This is a genomic window from Arthrobacter pigmenti, from assembly GCF_011927905.1.
Taxonomy (GTDB): domain Bacteria; phylum Actinomycetota; class Actinomycetes; order Actinomycetales; family Micrococcaceae; genus Arthrobacter_D; species Arthrobacter_D pigmenti.
This window is the reverse complement of the sequence record NZ_JAATJL010000001.1, coordinates 2,354,370-2,370,930: the sequence shown is the minus strand read 5'-3', so window position 1 is coordinate 2,370,930 and position 16,561 is coordinate 2,354,370. Positions and strand designations below refer to the sequence as shown.

Sequence of the window (16,561 nt, the reverse complement as noted above, 5' to 3'; positions counted from 1 at the left end):
TGCTACGGGTTGTTCATCCGCAGGTACTCGCCCGGAGTCATGCCGATCACCTGCGCGAAGTCACGCGTGAAGTGCGCCTGATCGGCGTAGCCGAGGTTGGCGGCCACCTGGCTGACCGTGCAGCCGCCTGCGGCCAGTCTGACGCCCGCCTCCTGCAACCGGCGGCGCTGGATGAGCCATTTGGGACTCAGGCCGAGGCGTTTCCGGGTCAGGCGCTGCAGCGCCCGCTCATCCAGCCCGGCGTGGACGGCCAATTTGTCCACCCGCGTGAGTGACGGGGTCGTCTCCACATGGTCTGTGATGGCGTTGATGAGTGACTCCTCCGGGTCCAGCGGCCCGCACATCGGGCCCAAGGTCTCGACGGCAAGTGCCATGCACCGTGCGTGGACAGCGGACGACGACGGCGCGGCCGCCATCTCGGCCCGAACCCTGCGGATCAACCCGGTCATGCCCGGTGCAACCTCGGTGAGGGGGATTTCGCCGTTGACCAGCTCGGCCAGCCGGGCGCCGTGCAGCCGGTACCCGGCCGCGGCCTGGAAGAGTACGCCGAACGCCCACGAGGTACCGCTGAGCACTTTGTGCGAAAGTGCCAGCTCGGGTCCCTTGGCGATGGCATAATCCGGTGCGATGACCAACAGAGTGCTCGGGTACTGAAGCACCTTCTGGTGGGAGGTGACACCGTTCGGAAAGTCCCAGACCGGGATCCAGAAGTGCCGGATGATGTGGGCGTACTCCGCATCGGGCGCATACCGGAACAGTTGCGGCGCGGGAAGGCTCGGGTCCTGAAGTTGTCCCCGGCTGATCGGATCCGTCTGCGCTGCCACCTGTCGGATTTTATCAAGACGGTTTCACCGAGCGATGGTTAGCCTAATTCCATGACTACCTACTCGGAACTGTTTCGGACAGAAGACGCACGCCTGACGGAGATTCTGGAGACCATCGAGGACTGGAACGCCGGTTCACCCTGCACGGGGTGGACGGTGCGCGATGTCCTTGACCATCTGATCAACACGCAACGAGACTTCCTGAACCAGCACAATATCGAGATTGGCGCACGGCCGGATACTGCGAAGGATCCGGTAGGTGCATGGAAATACCACTCTTCGAAGGTGCAGAACGTTATGGACACGGCGGAGCTGGCGGAGACAGCCTTCGACGGCTTCTTTGGGCCGACGACGGTCGGGGCGACCCTTGCCAGGTTCTACGGGTTCGACCTGCTGGTCCATCGGTGGGATATTGCGCGCGGCGTGGGGCAGGAGACCCACTTTTCCGACCCGGAGCTGGACCTGATTGAAGAATCGCTGGACGGTTTTGGCGAGCACCTGTACATGGAGGGGATCTGCAAGCCTGCCCTGTCCGCTCCGGAGGATGCCGACCGGGAGACCAGGCTGCTGGCACGGATGGGGCGGGACACCGGGTGGCGGGCTGGCGTCAACGCCTGATCAGGCGCGGAGCTGGCGCACCATATCCAGCACGACGGCGCCAAGGTCACCATTGTTTTCCTCGGCCACGCGGCGTTGACGCTGGTACCCGGCTCCGCGCTGCAGGATCTTTTCGACGTCGGCGAGTTCTTCCGAGCAGCCGAGCCTGGCGGCAACGGGCTCAAGCCGGTTGAGTTCCTCGGTCAGGTGTTCGGTGACCAGCCGTTCGTTCCCCGCGGCGTCGAGGATGATAATCGCGTCCAGGCCGTAGCGCGCGGCCCGCCACTTGTTCTCCTGCACATGCCATGGCGGCATCGTAGGGATGGTGCCGCCGTCGTCGAGCGTGGAGGAGAAGTCATCCACCAAGCACTGGGTGAGGGCCGCGACTGCGCCGACTTCCTCGAGCGTCGAGAGTCCGTCGCACACCCGCAGCTCGATGGTGCCAAGGTTCCCCACCGGCCGGATATCCCAACGGATTTCGCTCACCGTATCGATGACCCCGGTGGTGAACATGTCCTGCACATACGCCTCATACTCGGCCCAGGAGGGGAACTGGAAGGGGAGTCCCGCCGTCGGAAGCTGTTGGAACATGAGCGCGCGCTGGGAGGCGTAACCGGTGTCCTCTCCTCCCCAGAACGGAGAGGATGCGGAGAGCGCCTGGAAGTGCGGGAAGTAGTTGACCAGCCCATCGAGGACCGGAAGCGCTTTGTCGCGGTGGTCGAGCCCCACATGTACGTGTACCCCGTAGATCACCATCTGCTGGCCCCACCACTGGGTCCGGTCGATCAGCTTGGCGTACCGTTCCTTGTCCGTCACCGGCTGGGATCGCGGTGCGCTGAACGGGTGTGAGCCGGCGGAGAACAGTTCCACGCCCATGGGGTCGGTGACTTCGCGGACGGCTGCCAGGGAGCGGCCCAGATCCTCTTTTGCCTCCGCGACGGTATGGCAAATGCCCGTCACGATCTCCACGGTGTTGAGCAGGAGTTCCTGCTTGATGTGCGGGTGTTCCTCATCCGCCTGAAGCTCGGGGTGGCGTTCGTTGACTCCACGTAGCACTTCCTTGGCAACGGACACCAGATCGCCGTTGTACCGGTCCACCAGAGCGAGTTCCCACTCGATGCCGAGGGTCGACTGCTCGGACTGCGCGAACTCAATCTTCAATGGTGTGCTCCTGACCCGTACCGGACGGTGAAAAGTGGGTGCCTCGGTATCGCTTGAATCGCGGGTGAGAACTGAGCTCAATAGTAGTGCAGGGGCGCGGACTTACCGGGTTCAGACCGGATCGACGACGACGGCGATGCGGTCCTCGCCGATCCTCGTCAGTACCAGCATCCCCTTATGCACTGCCTTGTTCCCCGACCTGTTCGATCCGGCGAGGAGTTGCTTTCGAAGCTCCTCGGGGGTGACGGACGTTCCGCGCTTCTTGATGTCCAGCACCCCGATGCCGTTCGCCTTCACCCAGGACTTCAGCGCCTTCACGTTGTACGGCAGAACCTCGAGGATCCGGTATGCCCGTGCAAACGGTGTTTCCACCAGTCCGGGAGCACACACATAGGCGATTTTCGGATCAATCAGGTGGCCATCGAGTTGGCGGGCGACGTCGGCCACCAGGCCCGAGCGGATGATCGCTCCGTCCGGCTCATACAGGTACCCCTCAACGGGTCCCAGCGGCGCGTCGTCGTCGTGTCCGAAGTCGGTGTTGCTCGTGAGCTCAGCGGCGCCGTCGGCACGGATCAGCAGCGCTCCCCGGCGGACGTTCTCACGGCGGAGGGTGTTGAACCACAACACCACTTCGGCGACGTCGCCGTCCACCGAAACCCACTGCGCCTCACAATTCTCAGGAACGGACTCGTGCGGAATTGCAGGGCCAAGCTTCACGCCGAGGGGCATGCCCGTTTCGGCGAGGCCTTCGACGAAGGACAGCGGCGGTGAGAAAGCCTCCGGGTCGAAAAGGCGTTTGCTGCCGGAACTGGACACAGTCCTGCGGGCGGGGTCCAGCCACACGCCGTCGTACTCCGACAGGTCCACCGTACATGCGTCCGCGTTGAGGACGGTGGCGTTGGACCAGGGGAGCAGGTTCATGGTGGCTGCCGCGGCGGTGGTCTCGTCGAGTTCGACGGCGGTGACCTCGCGTTCGAGCGTGGCCAGCGCCATGGAGTCGGCCCCGATCCCGCAACCCAGATCGGCAACCCTGCTGAGCCCGGCGCTGACATAACGCTGAGCGTGCCGGGCAGCAACGGTGAGCCTGGTGGCCTGTTCGAGTCCGTCCGGCGTGAAGAGCATGCGGGCGGCGAAAGGCCCGAACTTCGCCTGGGCTTTCGCACGCAGCCGCGACTGCGTGAGGGCTGCCGCGACCACCTCCGGGGAATGTCCGGCATCGCGCAGTTGGCTGCTGAGCCGGAGGCTGTCCGCTTCCGAATAGGGGCCGAGCGAGTTGAGCAGCTCCCAACCATCGGGAGTGAGGACTGGCTCTAGGAGGTTCTGGGTCACGGTGTCGCTTTCGAACGGGAGCTTATCGCGGGCGGCGGAAGGACCGGCCCTTCAGTCTAGAGGTTCTGCATCATCAGGGCGGTGGCAGGAGTAAAGCCGAGCCGCTCGTAGAACGGAATGGACTGGGTGCTGGGGGAGAGGACTACGCGCACTGCGCCGAGGGCTCTGGCCCGCTCCAGCGCGGACTCCATGAGCGCGCCGCCGATGCCGCGCTTCCTCTCGTCCGGCAGCACAAAGGCATTACCGACGTAGACCCAGCACGACGGCGGTGCGTCCGGCTTCGGCATCCGATTGAAAACCAGGAAGTTCACCATGCCGATGGCATCACCGTCCCGTTCGGCGAGGAACGTTATTCGCGGGTTGCTCGCTGCCCACTCACTGAAGACGCTCTCGAAGGCGGCGCCGTCGTCGTTCCGTTCGTGGTTCTGCCGGGCACCGAGCTGCTCCGCGGCCCACTTCGCCCTCAGCTCCGCAAGTGCCGGCCAGTCCGCTTCGGTCGCTTCCCGGACGGTGATTTCAAGCATCGGTCGTGAGCCACTTTGCGCGGACCTCGACGTCGGAGCGTTCGTAGCCCAGGCGCTCATAGAAATTGAGCACCTCCGTGTTGGTCTCGCGGATCATCAGCTGCACCTTCACAGCGCCCTGCCGGCGCAGCCACTGTTCACACGCGTCCATCATGAGCCCGCCGAGGCCCTCTCCCCGTCGGTCCTCGGCCACCGCGAGGTAGTAGACCCACCCGCGGTGCCCGTCATGGCCCACCATCGCGGTGCAGGCAAGCTCGTCGTCGATCAAGCCGCCCAGCACTGTGGAAGAGGGGCTCTGCACAGCGCGGAGGAGGTCTGCTTCCGGGTCATTCCACGGTCGGGTCAGTCCGGCCGCCTCCCAGAGCTGGACGGCGTCGTCGTAATGAGGTGGCTGAAGGTCCGTGATGAGCATCCGTCGAGCTTATTTCACCTACGCTGCCAGTATGGGACGGAAAGCGGACGACGGCGGGGTGTTGGCCACGGTGCTCAGGCGCGCCTTCGGGGGTGGCAGGGTTCTGGTGGGCGTCGACGGTGTGGATGGTTCGGGCAAGACGACGTTCGCTGATTCCCTTGCGGCTCTGGCCTCGCGTGATGGCCGGGCTGTGGTCCGTATCGGGCTGGATAACTTCCTGAAGGCAAGCGCAGTGCGTTACCGGCGCGGACGGGACTCTCCCGAGGGTTTCTGGCTCGATTCCTATAACTACGGGCGGTTTCGCGAGTGGGTGCTGGAGCCGCTTCGCGGTGACGGGTTCTACCGGGAGGCCTGCCATGACCTTGCCACTGATAGTTCCCTCTGTCCGCCGTTGCAGCAGGCACCATCCGATTGCCTCGTGCTGATTGATGGCATGTTCCTGCACCGGGACGAGCTTGCTGGGGTTTGGGATGTGTCGGTGTTCCTGGACGTGCCGTTTACGGTGACGGCTGAGCGGATGGCAATCCGCGACGGGTCCAATCCCGATCCTGAACATCTCTCCATGCGGCGGTATGTGCAGGGGCAAAGGCTTTACCTCGGCGGATGCGATCCGGCGTCCAGGGCTACGTTCGTGGTGGACAATTCCGATCCGGGTGCGCGTCGTTTCGTCGAGCCGGAATCCGTTTCCTACCGTGCGTGAGCTCTACCCGGTCGATTCCGCGCAGGTCTCGTCAGAGGGCGACGCGTTTGCAGCGCGTGTCGGGGGCGACTCGCCGTCGTGTCTGGCCGAACCTGCACGGAATCGACAGACAGAACAGACGTGAAGTGACAACTCTCTGGCACTCGCCTTGACCGAGTGCTAACCGTTGCATAAAGTCAGACTTGGCACTCTCATCATGAGGGTGCTAATCCTTCGAGGATGCGCCAACCGGCACCGCGACGACGGTCAGCGCCTGCTCGAAACCTAAGATTCATACAACCAAGTGAAGGAGAGGTCCGAGTGTCGGTCTCTATCAAGCCTCTTGAAGATCGTATTGTTGTCCGGCCGCTGGAAGGCGAGCAGACCACTGCTTCCGGCCTGGTCATCCCGGACACCGCCAAGGAAAAGCCCCAGGAGGGCGAAGTCGTCGCAGTAGGCCCCGGCCGCGTTGACGACAACGGCAACCGTGTTCCGGTTGACGTTTCCGAAGGCGACGTCGTCATCTACTCCAAGTACGGTGGCACCGAGGTCAAGCACGGCGGCCAGGAGTACCTGGTTCTTTCCGCCCGCGACGTCCTGGCGATCGTCGTCAAGTAGTTGTGCAGAAGAACCCCGGTCACCATTGGCCGGGGTTCTTTTCCTGCTGGTACACACCCCTGCACACGCCTGAAAGGAACAAGATATGGCAAAGCAGTTGGAGTTCAACGACGCCGCGCGCCGCAAGCTCGAAGCCGGCGTCGACAAGCTGGCCGACACCGTCAAGGTGACCCTCGGCCCGCGGGGACGCAACGTCGTCCTCGACAAGAAGTGGGGCGCACCCACCATCACCAACGACGGCGTGACCATCGCACGTGAGGTGGAGCTGGACGACCCCTATGAGAACCTTGGCGCCCAGCTTGCCAAGGAAGTTGCCACCAAGACCAACGACGTCGCCGGTGACGGCACGACGACGGCCACAGTCCTCGCGCAGGCACTGGTCAAGGAAGGCCTCCGCAACGTTGCAGCAGGTGCCGCTCCCGGCGCCCTGAAGCGCGGCATCGAGGTTTCCATCGAGGCTGTTGCCGATCGCCTGCTGGAAAACGCCCGTGAGGTTGTCGGAAAGCAGACCGCCAATGTCGCTGCCATCTCGGCCCAGAGCCAGGAAGTCGGCGACCTGCTGGCCGAGGCTTTCGAGAAGGTCGGCAAGGACGGCGTCATCACGATCGAGGAATCCTCGACCACGCAGACCGAACTGGTCCTCACCGAGGGCATGCAGTTCGACAAGGGATACCTCAGCCCGTACTTCGTGACTGACGCAGAGCGCCAGGAAGCTGTCCTCGAAGACGCACTGATCCTGATCAACTCCGGCAAGATTTCGGCGCTGCAGGAATTCCTGCCGCTGCTTGAAAAGGCGCTGCAGGCGGGCAAGCCGCTCTTCATCATCGCTGAGGATATCGAGGGCGAGGCGCTGTCCACTCTTGTGGTGAACAAGATCCGCGGCACCCTCAACGTGGTTGCAGTCAAGGCACCCGGCTTCGGCGACCGCCGCAAGGCCATGCTCCAGGACATCGCAACCCTCACGGGTGCGCAGGTTGTCTCGCCGGATCTCGGTCTGAAGCTCGATCAGGTTGGCCTTGAGGTCATGGGTTCGGCCCGCCGCATCACCGTCACGAAGGACAACACGACCATCGTCGACGGCACCGGCAGCGCGCAGGATGTCGCTGACCGCGTAGCCCAGATCCGCGCAGAGGTTGAGCGTACGGATTCCGACTGGGACCGCGAGAAGCTGCAGGAACGTCTTGCCAAGCTTGCCGGTGGCGTGGGCGTCATCAAGGTCGGTGCAGCTACCGAGGTTGAGCTCAAGGAAAAGAAGCACCGCATCGAGGATGCAGTTTCCTCAACCCGCGCGGCCCTTGAAGAGGGAATCGTCGCAGGTGGCGGATCCGCCCTGATCCACGCCTCGAAGGTGCTGGACGAGGACCCGAGTGTCCTCAAGCTTGAGGGTGACGCAGCAACCGCCGTCGGACTCGTCCGCCGCGCTCTGGTCCAGCCGCTGCGCTGGATCGCCGAGAACGCCGGTTACGAGGGTTACGTTGTCATCGACAAGGTCAGCCAGCTTGAGGTCGGTCACGGTTTCAACGCCGTCACCGGTGATTACGAGAACCTGGTCGACGCCGGCATCATCGACCCGGTAAAGGTCACCCGGTCGGCACTGCGTAATGCAGCTTCGATCGCCGCACTGGTTCTCACCACTGAAACGCTTGTGGTGGAGAAGCCAGCGGACGACGACGACGAGCACAGCGGCCACAGCCACTAGGGTTCACGGCCGCTCTCGAAGCAACGCTCCGTTTCCCGAAAGGGAAGCGGGGCGTTGCCCGTTTCGAGCGGTGAAGAGCCCAGGAATAGGGCTTGAATTCCTTTCGTTCTACGATAGAAGTCGGAAAGCGCCGGTCCACCCCGCCGGCAGGTTAGGTCCAAAACACCCCGAAAGAGGCGCCGCGTTGAGCGAACTGTCAGCCCCCCATGATCCCTTTGGCTTTATCGGTCTGACCTACGACGACGTTCTGCTGCTGCCGGGACACACTGACGTCATCCCTTCGGAGGCGGACACGTCTTCCCGCGTTTCCAGGCGCATCACCGTCCAGACGCCGCTGCTGTCATCCGCGATGGACACCGTGACTGAGGCACGCATGGCTGTTGCCATGGCACGCCAGGGCGGCCTCGGGGTCATCCACCGTAACTTGTCCATCGCCGATCAGGCCGAACAGGTGGACCGCGTGAAGCGGAGCGAGTCCGGCATGATCACCAACCCGGTCACCATCGGACCGGACGCCACACTCCAGGAGCTGGATGACCTGTGCGGTCACTACCGGGTCTCCGGCCTTCCCGTCGTCGACGGCGAGGGCAAGCTGCTGGGTATCGTCACCAACCGCGATACCCGGTTCGTCTCCGACCACGAATTCCCGCGGCGTCTGGTCCGCGAAGTGATGACCTCCATGCCGCTCATCACCGGCCATGTGGGCATCAGCGGTGAAGACGCCATCGGCCTGCTGGGCAAGAACAAGATCGAGAAGCTTCCGTTGGTGGATGATGCAGGCGTCCTCCGGGGCCTCATCACCGTCAAGGACTTCACGAAGGCGGAGCAGTATCCGTTGTCCACGAAGGACGACGAGGGCCGTCTCCGTGTCGGTGCGGCAATCGGCTTCTTCGGTGACGGCTGGGAACGTGCCATGGCCCTGGTCGAGGCCGGTGTTGATGCCCTCTTCGTCGATACCGCCAACGGCCACAGCGCCGGCGTCCTCGAGATGATCGCCCGGCTCAAGGCCGAGAAGGGCGCCGCGCACGTCGACATCATCGGCGGCCAGGCTGCAACCCGCGAAGGCGCCCAGGCACTGATCGACGCTGGCGCCGACGGCATCAAGGTGGGCGTCGGCCCGGGTTCAATCTGCACCACCCGCGTGGTTGCCGGCGTCGGCGTTCCGCAGGTGACCGCCATCTACGAGTCCGCCAAAGCCGCCATTCCCGCGGGCGTACCGGTGATTGCCGACGGCGGTCTCCAGTACTCGGGCGATATCGGCAAGGCGCTGGTTGCCGGCGCTGACACGGTGATGCTCGGCTCACTGCTGGCCGGTTCGGCCGAGGCTCCCGGCGAGCTGATCTTCGTCAACGGCAAGCAGTACAAGACGTACCGCGGCATGGGCTCACTCGGCGCCATGCAGACCCGCGGCAAGAACACCTCGTACTCGAAGGACCGCTACTTTCAGGCGGACGTGACCGGTGACGACAAACTGATTCCGGAAGGCGTTGAGGGTCGGGTGGCTTACCGCGGACCGCTCTCCTCCGTCGCGTACCAGCTGGTGGGCGGACTGCGCCAGACAATGTTCTACACCGGAGCCCGGACCATCCCCGATCTGAAGGCCAAGGGCAAATTCGTCCGCATCACTGCATCGGGCCTCAAAGAATCGCATCCCCACGACATCCAGATGACGGTGGAGGCACCGAACTACGGTTCGAAGTAGGCGTTCCTTACCGGCACTTTTGTGTGAGGGGCCCACACTTTCGGATGTTCGGCCGTATTTCAGCGTTGCTGATGAAACTGGAACAGGTGTAAGAAACATCGCTTGGCCGGAAACATTAAGGGTAAAGCGCAGCACAACACGCGAGGGGGCGGATGATGCGCACGGAGCCTGATAGCGACATTGTCGCGATCCACACGCGGAACTACCAGCGGGTCTTGGCATACATCCTGCGTCGGGTCAATGACAGGGAAGCGGCGCAGGAGCTTGCCGCGGATGTGTTCCGGATCGCCTGGCAAAGGGAGCGTGGCGCGGACACTGGAATTGGCTGGTTGCTGGGAGTCGCACGCAACGTCATCGGAAACGAGTACCGCGGACGCAGGCGCGCCAGGGAACTGGAGTTAAAGCTTCAGGACGGCATGCGGGCGCAACTGCACGGACACCCTGACCCCCGCCGGGACTTGGTGGCAAACGCGTTGGGCAAAGTCAGCGCAAAACACCGGGAGGTGCTGATCCTGGCCTACTGGGATGACCTCAACACCGCCGAACTGGCGCAGGTACTGGGTTGCTCGCAATCCAATGCCGGCGTTCGCCTTCACCGAGCCCGCGCCGCCCTTGCACAGGTACTGCCGTCGGCCGCCGATCCCGGAAATGGGGTTTGACATGGACCGGATAGAGAGAAATGTGCGAAGCGTCAACCCGGTTCCCGAGCTGCCCGAGGTGGAATTGCCGCCAGCGCTGCTTCGGGACCTGATGGATAGGGAGAACCACATGAGCACCGATGACCAGCATGCCGATACCGCAACCGAGCCGCAGAAGACAGGCATCGGCTGGGTTCCCAAGGCCGCGGGTGTGCTTGCGGCCGCCGTTGTCGTTGCCGGGGCGGTTTTTGTTTCGGGACAGTTCCAGCGGGAAGCCGCACCGCCTGCGGGGCCTATGAGCGAATCGGCACCGGCCGGAACTCCCGAAGGCAGCGCCGACCCCACGGACAGCGCCGAGCCCACAGACCCGGCGAAGCCCACGGACAGCGTCGAGCCCACCGGAGAGCCGGACGCCACTGGATCCACAGAGGAGACCGGCGCTGACTGGTCCACCTACACAACGCCTAGCGGGCTCATGGCTTTCGACCTTCCGCCCGCATGGACGGTGGAGGCCGCGGATTTCTATCCCGCCGAGGAGGTGCTGGCCGTGCGGAACGCGGACGGTCAGCTGATGGCCACGTTGGCACACGGAGTCCCGCCCACTGGCCACGCCTGCGGGCCGGAGCAGTGGCCGTACACCATCCTCGATTCGGAGCCCGTCGACCTTCCCTCGGCCCAGCAGGGGGCAGGGGCGATCGACCCGGTGTTCTCCTACCGGGTTTTGGAGTCCAGCCCCATGGTGGCGTCCTACGGGCTAACGGACGTGACCGGTTCACCCACCGGAGAGAACTGCGTCCTTGGCAACTACATTCAGGACCCCGGCGAATTGGGCACGTACTTTTTCGCCAATCATCTCTTTGTAGCGCCGCCGGTGGAAGATCAGGACATTCCGGGCTACAGGGTTCTGACGTTCGACAGTGTCGAGGAGGCCGCGGCGTACACCGAAACCCGGGAGTATCGGGACATCAAACGGATGATCACGTCGCTGCAGCTGCAATAGACGAGTGAGTCCTGATGGTCGCAGACGATGAGGGAACGTTTGCGGAACTGCGATTTTGAATCTGATGGATCTACAGCGGACCGAACGGTAGTCGTCCGCTCGGATCGCTGTAGGTTCGGGCCAATTCCTCCAACGCCTGCCTCAACCGGGCGTCGTGGCTTACACGTGCGCGGAAGAGGCGCCCTGCATTCTCGATGTGCCACGCCGGTATGAGCAGTGTGCCCATGAACAGGGTGATCACGAAGAACATTCCGAGCACGCCTGGCGTGACTGATTCCGGCGAGGAACTCGCCTGGTCCGTAAGGACGAGGGCCACCAGCAGAGCAACACAGCCAACGGCGACAAGGGCCACGCCCGTCCAGGCACCCCGGACCGTCCGGGGTGCCCTCGAAGACGCCGGGGGGCGGTCAGATGGCAGGATCCGGCGACGACGGCGGAGGGTAACCAGGGTTGCCAGGCCGCCGAGGATCAGGGCGGGTACGGCGGGGTAAAGAACGGCTGAGGGTGCGAGGAACAGCAGAGTGATGCTGATGAGGGCCAGCCATGCACACCAGAACCACAGCATGAGACCGGTAGCCATACTCTGGGCGTCGTTGAGGGCCATACGCCGCAGGACACTGGACGTACCGTGTCCGGCCTGGCTGAGCTGCGGCGACATCCAGTACTCGAGCGGAGATTCGGTGCTCACTGCGGCGCAGCTGTCCCTTCATCCAGGTCCAGGGCCTTTCTGAAGTGGTCCAGGGCCTCCGGCTCTGCTACTTCCGTCCTGGTCATGCTGTCGCCTTCGCCGATCGCTAGGTGCCAAATACCCGACTCGTCCACCATCAGGTTGGCTGTCCTAGGTGTTGCGTCCAACCCATGGTGCTTGATATGGGCGGCAACCGGCCGCTGCCGTTGGGGGTCCTGCAGGTACGTGGCGGCCGCATCCAGACCGAAAGCCAGGATTGGGCGGTCGTTCTTCAGCGGCGAGAATCCGTGCGTGCCGTCGCCGTTTACATTTGCCACGAAGGCGCCGCCCGCAGATCCCACCACGAACATGACGTGGTTTTTCTCGGGTGTCACCAGCGCGATCTCAAGCCATTCCCCCGCTGTGGCCATCACGGCTGTCAGGAACTCGGCCGGTCCTTTGACAACGAGGTCACCGTCGCTGAGAACGGCGAGATCGCGTACCAGCAGGGTGGTCATTCCGGCTTTGGTCAACTGCTCGTTGTCTGCCTGTGGAGTCAGTCGGAAGATGTCGCGCGTCAGGACAGTTGGTTCACCATCGTTGAAAGCGAGCAGGGCAAGGATCTCGTGCTCGGTGAGTTGGAGGGCGTCCGTGGTGGTCAATTCATTCTCCCGAATCGATGGTTTGCATGTTGGTCCAAATACGAAGCTACTATCCGAACGCCCAGTTCCATGCGTCCTTTGCGCCATCGGCTACCGCACCCGCACCGTCAGAGATAACGTCTCCTGCGTCGGAAGCGAAATCGGTGATCCGCTCAGTCACCGGAACGTCGCCGGACAGGAACTGGGCTCCGGCCCAGACCAGGGACGCCGCAGCGAAGAACGGCGCGGCCGGTGTTGGAGTAAGGCTGCCCGCAGCAAGGATGGTTGTGATCGCTCCATCTGCGATGACGTGCCCGTCCCCTGACTGGATGCCCTGATACGTCTGTCCCAGACCGGTGAGAACGCTGAGGCCACCCGCAAACCTGCCGGCCATGTTCAGAGCGTTCAGGGTCTGGGTTCCGCGCAGGTACCCCACCCCTTGCGCCGTTCCGAAGTCCGGTGTCAACAGTCCTGCCCGGGACATTGCGTTGAGGAGACGCTCGGCGCCCAGCCCGCCCGCTGAGGTGACCCAGTTCGCTATCTGATACGGCGGCCACGCTCCCAAATCTCCGGGAAGGTTGAGAAGGTCGAGCGGGTTGTCGTCCTCTGCGTCGGTATTGCTGGAACCGGACCCGCCGGATCCGGAACCGGAAGAACCCGACCCGCCGTCGTCGTCGTTGCTTGTAGTGTCCTGTTGGGTGGCTTGATCCACCAGCAGGCGGGACTGCTGATCCAGCATGGCCGCAGTCTGGTTCAGTTGGACCCGGATGGTGGTGTGCCAGCGATTGCGGAACTGGCTTGCGTCAGGGCCGTTCCAGGGCATCCCGCTCAGCACGGAGGTGATCGTCTGGTCGGCTGCCGTGATGGTCTGGCTTGAACTGCCCATCGAGCGGGCAAGGTCCCGTAACTGTTCAGGATTGGCACCGATCATGTCACCTGTCATGGTTTGACTCTAGGGACTGCCGACGTTGGCCGCGATGGGGACAACTCCCCGCTGGGATAACCTAGACCAGTGACTTACGAGATTGAGATCGGCCGAGCCAAACGTGGACGCAGGGCGTATTCCCTCGACGACCTTGCGGTGGTTCCTTCCCGCCGCACGCGCGATCCACGGGACGTCTCAGTTCAGTGGCAGATCGACGCGTACCAGTTCGAGATGCCGGTCATCGCAGCACCCATGGATTCGGCCATGTCACCTGCTACGGCCATCATGATGGGCAAGCTCGGCGGGCTGGGTGTCCTGAACCTCGAAGGCCTGTGGACCCGGTATGAGGATCCGGAGCCAGTTTTGGAAGAGATCGCAGGCTTGTCCACCGACAACTTCAGCCCCGCGGCGACCCGGCGCATGCAGGAGATTTACGAGGCGCCGATCCAGGCCGAACTGATCACCAGCCGCCTGGCCGAGATGCGCGACGCCGGCGTCACCGTTGCAGGTTCGCTCACCCCCCAGCACACCCAGCAGTTCTACAAGACGGTCCTGGCGGCGGGGGTGGACATCTTCGTCATCCGCGGCACCACCGTGTCGGCGGAACACGTGTCCAAGAATGAGGAGCCGCTGAACCTCAAGCAGTTCATCTACGAACTCGATGTCCCCGTCATAGTCGGCGGGGCAGCCGGTTACACACCCGCGCTGCACCTCATGCGCACCGGCGCGGCCGGCGTACTGGTCGGGTTCGGCGGGGGAGCGACGACGACGACGCGACGTGCCCTGGGCATCCACTCGCCCATGGCATCGGCCATCTCCGATGTCGCTGCCGCCCGCCGCGACTACCTCGACGAATCAGGCGGCCGCTACGTGCATGTGATCGCCGACGGCGGCATGGGCACCAGCGGCGACATTGTGAAGGCGATTGCTGTTGGAGCGGACGCCGTCATGCTCGGCTCTGCGCTGGCCCGCGCAGAAGAGGCGCCAGGAAAGGGTTGGCACTGGGGGCAGGAAGCGCACCATCACGAGCTTCCCCGCGGCGATAGGGTCAATGTCGGTACCGTCGGTCCGCTGGAGGAAGTGCTCTGGGGGCCATCGCACCACACTGATGGGACCTCGAACCTGATCGGCGCCCTCCGCAGGGCGATGGCCACTACCGGGTACTCGGATCTAAAGGAGTTCCAGCGGGTCGAGGTAGTCCTCTCGCCCTACCTTTCCAACGGGTGATTGCCTAGAGTTGAGGAACCAATCCGCAACAGCGAAGGTGGATACCGGCCATGATCAAAGGCGCCCTCAGCCCGCAGCAGCGCGAGGAGTCCCTCGCAGCGCTCAAATCCACGACTGAGCCCGGCAAGGAACTCGACATCCTGATCGTGGGCGGCGGCGTCGTCGGCGTCGGCTCGGCCCTGGACGCGGTGACCAGGGGGCTCGACGTCGGGATCGTGGAAGCGCGTGACTGGGCGTCGGGGACGTCCTCCAGGTCCTCCAAGCTGATCCACGGCGGGCTGCGCTACCTGGAGATGCTGGACTTCGCGCTGGTCCAGGAAGCACTCAAGGAACGGGGGCTGCTGATCCAGCGGATCGCCCCGCACCTGGTCAAGCCGGTCCCGTTCCTGTATCCGCTGACCAAGCGGTTTATCGAGCGCCCCTACGTCGGTGCAGGTATCTTCCTCTACGACACCATGGGCATGACCTCGGGAAATTCGCGGGGCGTGCCCATGCACAAGCACCTGACCCGGCGGGGTACGCTGCGGGCCGCGCCCAGCCTCAAGGACGACGCCATGGTCGGCTCGATCCGCTACTACGATGCCCAGGTAGATGACGCGCGGTACGTGGTGAACATGATCCGCACCGCCGCCGCCTACGGGGCGAAGGCCGCGAACCGAGTGTCCGTTGTCGACTTCCTCCGCGAAGGCGAGCGGGTTGTCGGCGCGCGGGTAACTGATCATGAGACCGGTGAAGAGTTCAATATCCGTGCCAAACAGATTGTCAACGCTACCGGCGTCTGGACCGATGAAACGCAGGCCATGGTCACGGAGCGCGGTCAGCTGAAGGTCCGCGCGTCCAAGGGGATCCACCTGGTGGTTCCGCGGGACCGTTTCCAGTCCACGGTTGGTTTGATCCTGCGCACCGAAAAGTCCGTGCTCTTCGTGATTCCGTGGGGCCGGCATTGGATCATCGGTACTACTGACACGGACTGGGACCTGGACAAGGCTCACCCTGCGGCGTCGTCGAAGGACATCGACTACATCCTCGAACACGTCAACCGGGTGCTGAAGCGTCCGCTGACCCGTGAGGATGTTGAGGGTGTTTACGCGGGCCTGCGCCCGCTGCTGGCGGGCGAGAACGATTCCACGGCGAAACTGTCCCGCGAGCACGTTGTTGCCCACCCGGTTCCGGGGCTCGTGGTGGTAGCAGGCGGGAAGTGGACAACCTACCGGGTGATGGCCAAGGACGCGGTCGATGAAGCATCGCGCGCGTTGGATGAGCGGGTTCCCGCGAGTTGCACGGAGACGGTTCCTTTGTTGGGTGCCGAGGGCTACAGGGCCGCCTGGAATAAACGTGCACGGCTGGCGGAGGCATCGGGCGTCCACGTGGCGCGGGTCGAGCATCTTCTGCAGCGCTACGGGACCCAGGCCGAGCACGTGGCCGCACTCATCCGGGACAATGCGCAACTCGGCGAGCCGCTTCCCGGCGCGGACGATTATCTCGGTGCTGAGGTGGTGTTCGCGGTGACGCACGAGGATGCCCGCCACGTTGATGATGTCCTGACCCGCCGCACGCGTATTTCGATCGAGTCCTGGGACCGGGGCGTCTCGGCAGCGCCGGTGGTGGCTGAGCTGATGGCACCGCACCTCAAGTGGAGTGAGGCCCAGGTGGACCGTGAGGTTAAGCACTACCTCGCGAGGGTCGAGGCGGAACGGCTCAGCCAACAGCAGCCTGATGACGTCTCAGCGGACAGTGCACGCATGGGGGTCGAAGACATCGTGCCGCTAAGCTAGGGACAGGGGTACCCGCACGAGCGAAGCGAGTGTGGGGAGGTTCCGACGCGCTAGGGACAGGGGTACCCGCACGAGCGAAGCGAGTGTGGGGAAGTTCTGACGCGCTAGGAACGGATTGGTCCGGCGCACTCTTTCTGCGCATT

At 63.8% G+C, this 16,561-nt stretch carries 17 protein-coding genes; 9 read left to right on the top strand and 8 right to left on the bottom strand.

What is annotated here, in order from left to right; translation table 11 throughout:
- Nucleotides 1-2: 2 nt before the first annotated feature.
- On the bottom strand, nt 3-824 hold the full coding sequence (locus BJ994_RS18425) for a helix-turn-helix domain-containing protein (protein ID WP_167994077.1): 822 nt from the start codon (nt 822-824) through the stop codon (nt 3-5).
- A gap of 51 nt (nt 825-875) precedes the next feature.
- Between BJ994_RS18425 and BJ994_RS10940 the strand changes: the two genes are divergently transcribed.
- On the top strand, nt 876-1,442 hold the full coding sequence (locus tag BJ994_RS10940) for a maleylpyruvate isomerase family mycothiol-dependent enzyme (protein WP_167994075.1): 567 nt from the start codon (nt 876-878) through the stop codon (nt 1,440-1,442).
- On the opposite strand, the gene BJ994_RS10935 is transcribed toward BJ994_RS10940, so the two are convergent.
- The 4 genes from BJ994_RS10935 to BJ994_RS10920 all read right to left on the bottom strand — a co-directional run bounded on the left by BJ994_RS10935 (nt 1,443) and on the right by BJ994_RS10920 (nt 4,847).
- On the bottom strand, nt 1,443-2,582 hold the full coding sequence (locus tag BJ994_RS10935; protein WP_167994073.1) for a glutamate--cysteine ligase: 1,140 nt from the start codon (nt 2,580-2,582) through the stop codon (nt 1,443-1,445).
- Between the two features lie 111 nt (nt 2,583-2,693).
- Nucleotides 2,694-3,911 carry a THUMP-like domain-containing protein gene (locus tag BJ994_RS10930; protein WP_167994071.1) on the bottom strand — a complete coding sequence of 406 codons (1,218 nt, stop codon included), beginning with the start codon at nt 3,909-3,911 and terminating at the stop codon, nt 2,694-2,696.
- Between the two features lie 56 nt (nt 3,912-3,967).
- Nucleotides 3,968-4,435 carry a GNAT family N-acetyltransferase gene (locus tag BJ994_RS10925; RefSeq protein WP_167994069.1) on the bottom strand — a complete coding sequence of 156 codons (468 nt, stop codon included), beginning with the start codon at nt 4,433-4,435 and terminating at the stop codon, nt 3,968-3,970.
- Complete coding sequence (locus BJ994_RS10920) at nt 4,428-4,847, bottom strand: GNAT family acetyltransferase (RefSeq protein ID WP_167994067.1); 420 nt, start codon at nt 4,845-4,847, stop codon at nt 4,428-4,430. Before BJ994_RS10920 ends, BJ994_RS10925 begins: the two co-directional genes overlap by 8 nt.
- On the opposite strand from BJ994_RS10920, the gene BJ994_RS10915 reads away from it, so the two are divergent.
- From BJ994_RS10915 to BJ994_RS10890, 6 genes are all read left to right on the top strand, one after another.
- Nucleotides 4,840-5,547: a nucleoside/nucleotide kinase family protein gene (locus BJ994_RS10915; protein WP_209066796.1), complete on the top strand. Its 708-nt coding sequence runs from the start codon at nt 4,840-4,842 to the stop codon at nt 5,545-5,547. The two genes, BJ994_RS10920 and BJ994_RS10915, sit on opposite strands and share 8 nt — an antisense overlap.
- Before the next feature lie 300 nt (nt 5,548-5,847).
- A complete protein-coding gene (groES, locus tag BJ994_RS10910) occupies nt 5,848-6,144 on the top strand; it encodes a co-chaperone GroES (RefSeq protein ID WP_167994065.1) in 297 nt (98 codons plus the stop codon).
- An 85-nt stretch (nt 6,145-6,229) separates the two neighbouring features.
- On the top strand, nt 6,230-7,843 hold the full coding sequence (groL, locus tag BJ994_RS10905; protein ID WP_167994063.1) for a chaperonin GroEL: 1,614 nt from the start codon (nt 6,230-6,232) through the stop codon (nt 7,841-7,843).
- A 184-nt stretch (nt 7,844-8,027) separates the two neighbouring features.
- On the top strand, nt 8,028-9,545 hold the full coding sequence (guaB, locus tag BJ994_RS10900) for an IMP dehydrogenase (protein ID WP_425339379.1): 1,518 nt from the start codon (nt 8,028-8,030) through the stop codon (nt 9,543-9,545).
- Between the two features lie 152 nt (nt 9,546-9,697).
- Nucleotides 9,698-10,204, top strand: coding sequence for an RNA polymerase sigma factor (locus BJ994_RS10895; protein ID WP_167994060.1), 507 nt, complete (start codon nt 9,698-9,700; stop codon nt 10,202-10,204).
- Nucleotides 10,194-11,183 carry a hypothetical protein gene (locus BJ994_RS10890; RefSeq protein WP_209066794.1) on the top strand — a complete coding sequence of 330 codons (990 nt, stop codon included), beginning with the start codon at nt 10,194-10,196 and terminating at the stop codon, nt 11,181-11,183. The genes BJ994_RS10895 and BJ994_RS10890 overlap by 11 nt, the downstream gene beginning before the upstream one ends.
- Before the next feature lie 70 nt (nt 11,184-11,253).
- Here the strand turns inward: BJ994_RS10890 and BJ994_RS10885 are convergent, their stop codons facing one another.
- Genes BJ994_RS10885 through BJ994_RS10875 form a run of 3 tightly spaced genes read right to left on the bottom strand, consistent with a single transcriptional unit; the run spans nt 11,254 to nt 13,434 of the window.
- A complete protein-coding gene (locus BJ994_RS10885) occupies nt 11,254-11,871 on the bottom strand; it encodes a hypothetical protein (RefSeq protein WP_167994056.1) in 618 nt (205 codons plus the stop codon).
- Nucleotides 11,868-12,512: a hypothetical protein gene (locus BJ994_RS10880; RefSeq protein ID WP_167994054.1), complete on the bottom strand. Its 645-nt coding sequence runs from the start codon at nt 12,510-12,512 to the stop codon at nt 11,868-11,870. The genes BJ994_RS10885 and BJ994_RS10880 overlap by 4 nt, the downstream gene beginning before the upstream one ends.
- A 49-nt stretch (nt 12,513-12,561) precedes the next feature.
- The gene (locus tag BJ994_RS10875; RefSeq protein ID WP_167994052.1) at nt 12,562-13,434 is read right to left on the bottom strand and encodes a hypothetical protein; all 873 of its coding nucleotides are present in this window, start codon (nt 13,432-13,434) and stop codon (nt 12,562-12,564) included.
- 69 nt (nt 13,435-13,503) lie between these two features.
- On the opposite strand from BJ994_RS10875, the gene BJ994_RS10870 reads away from it, so the two are divergent.
- A complete protein-coding gene (locus BJ994_RS10870) occupies nt 13,504-14,643 on the top strand; it encodes a GuaB3 family IMP dehydrogenase-related protein (protein ID WP_167994050.1) in 1,140 nt (379 codons plus the stop codon).
- Between the two features lie 50 nt (nt 14,644-14,693).
- Entirely contained in the window at nt 14,694-16,418 is a 1,725-nt protein-coding gene (locus tag BJ994_RS10865) for a glycerol-3-phosphate dehydrogenase/oxidase (RefSeq protein WP_167994048.1), read from the top strand.
- Nucleotides 16,419-16,561 lie beyond the last annotated feature (143 nt).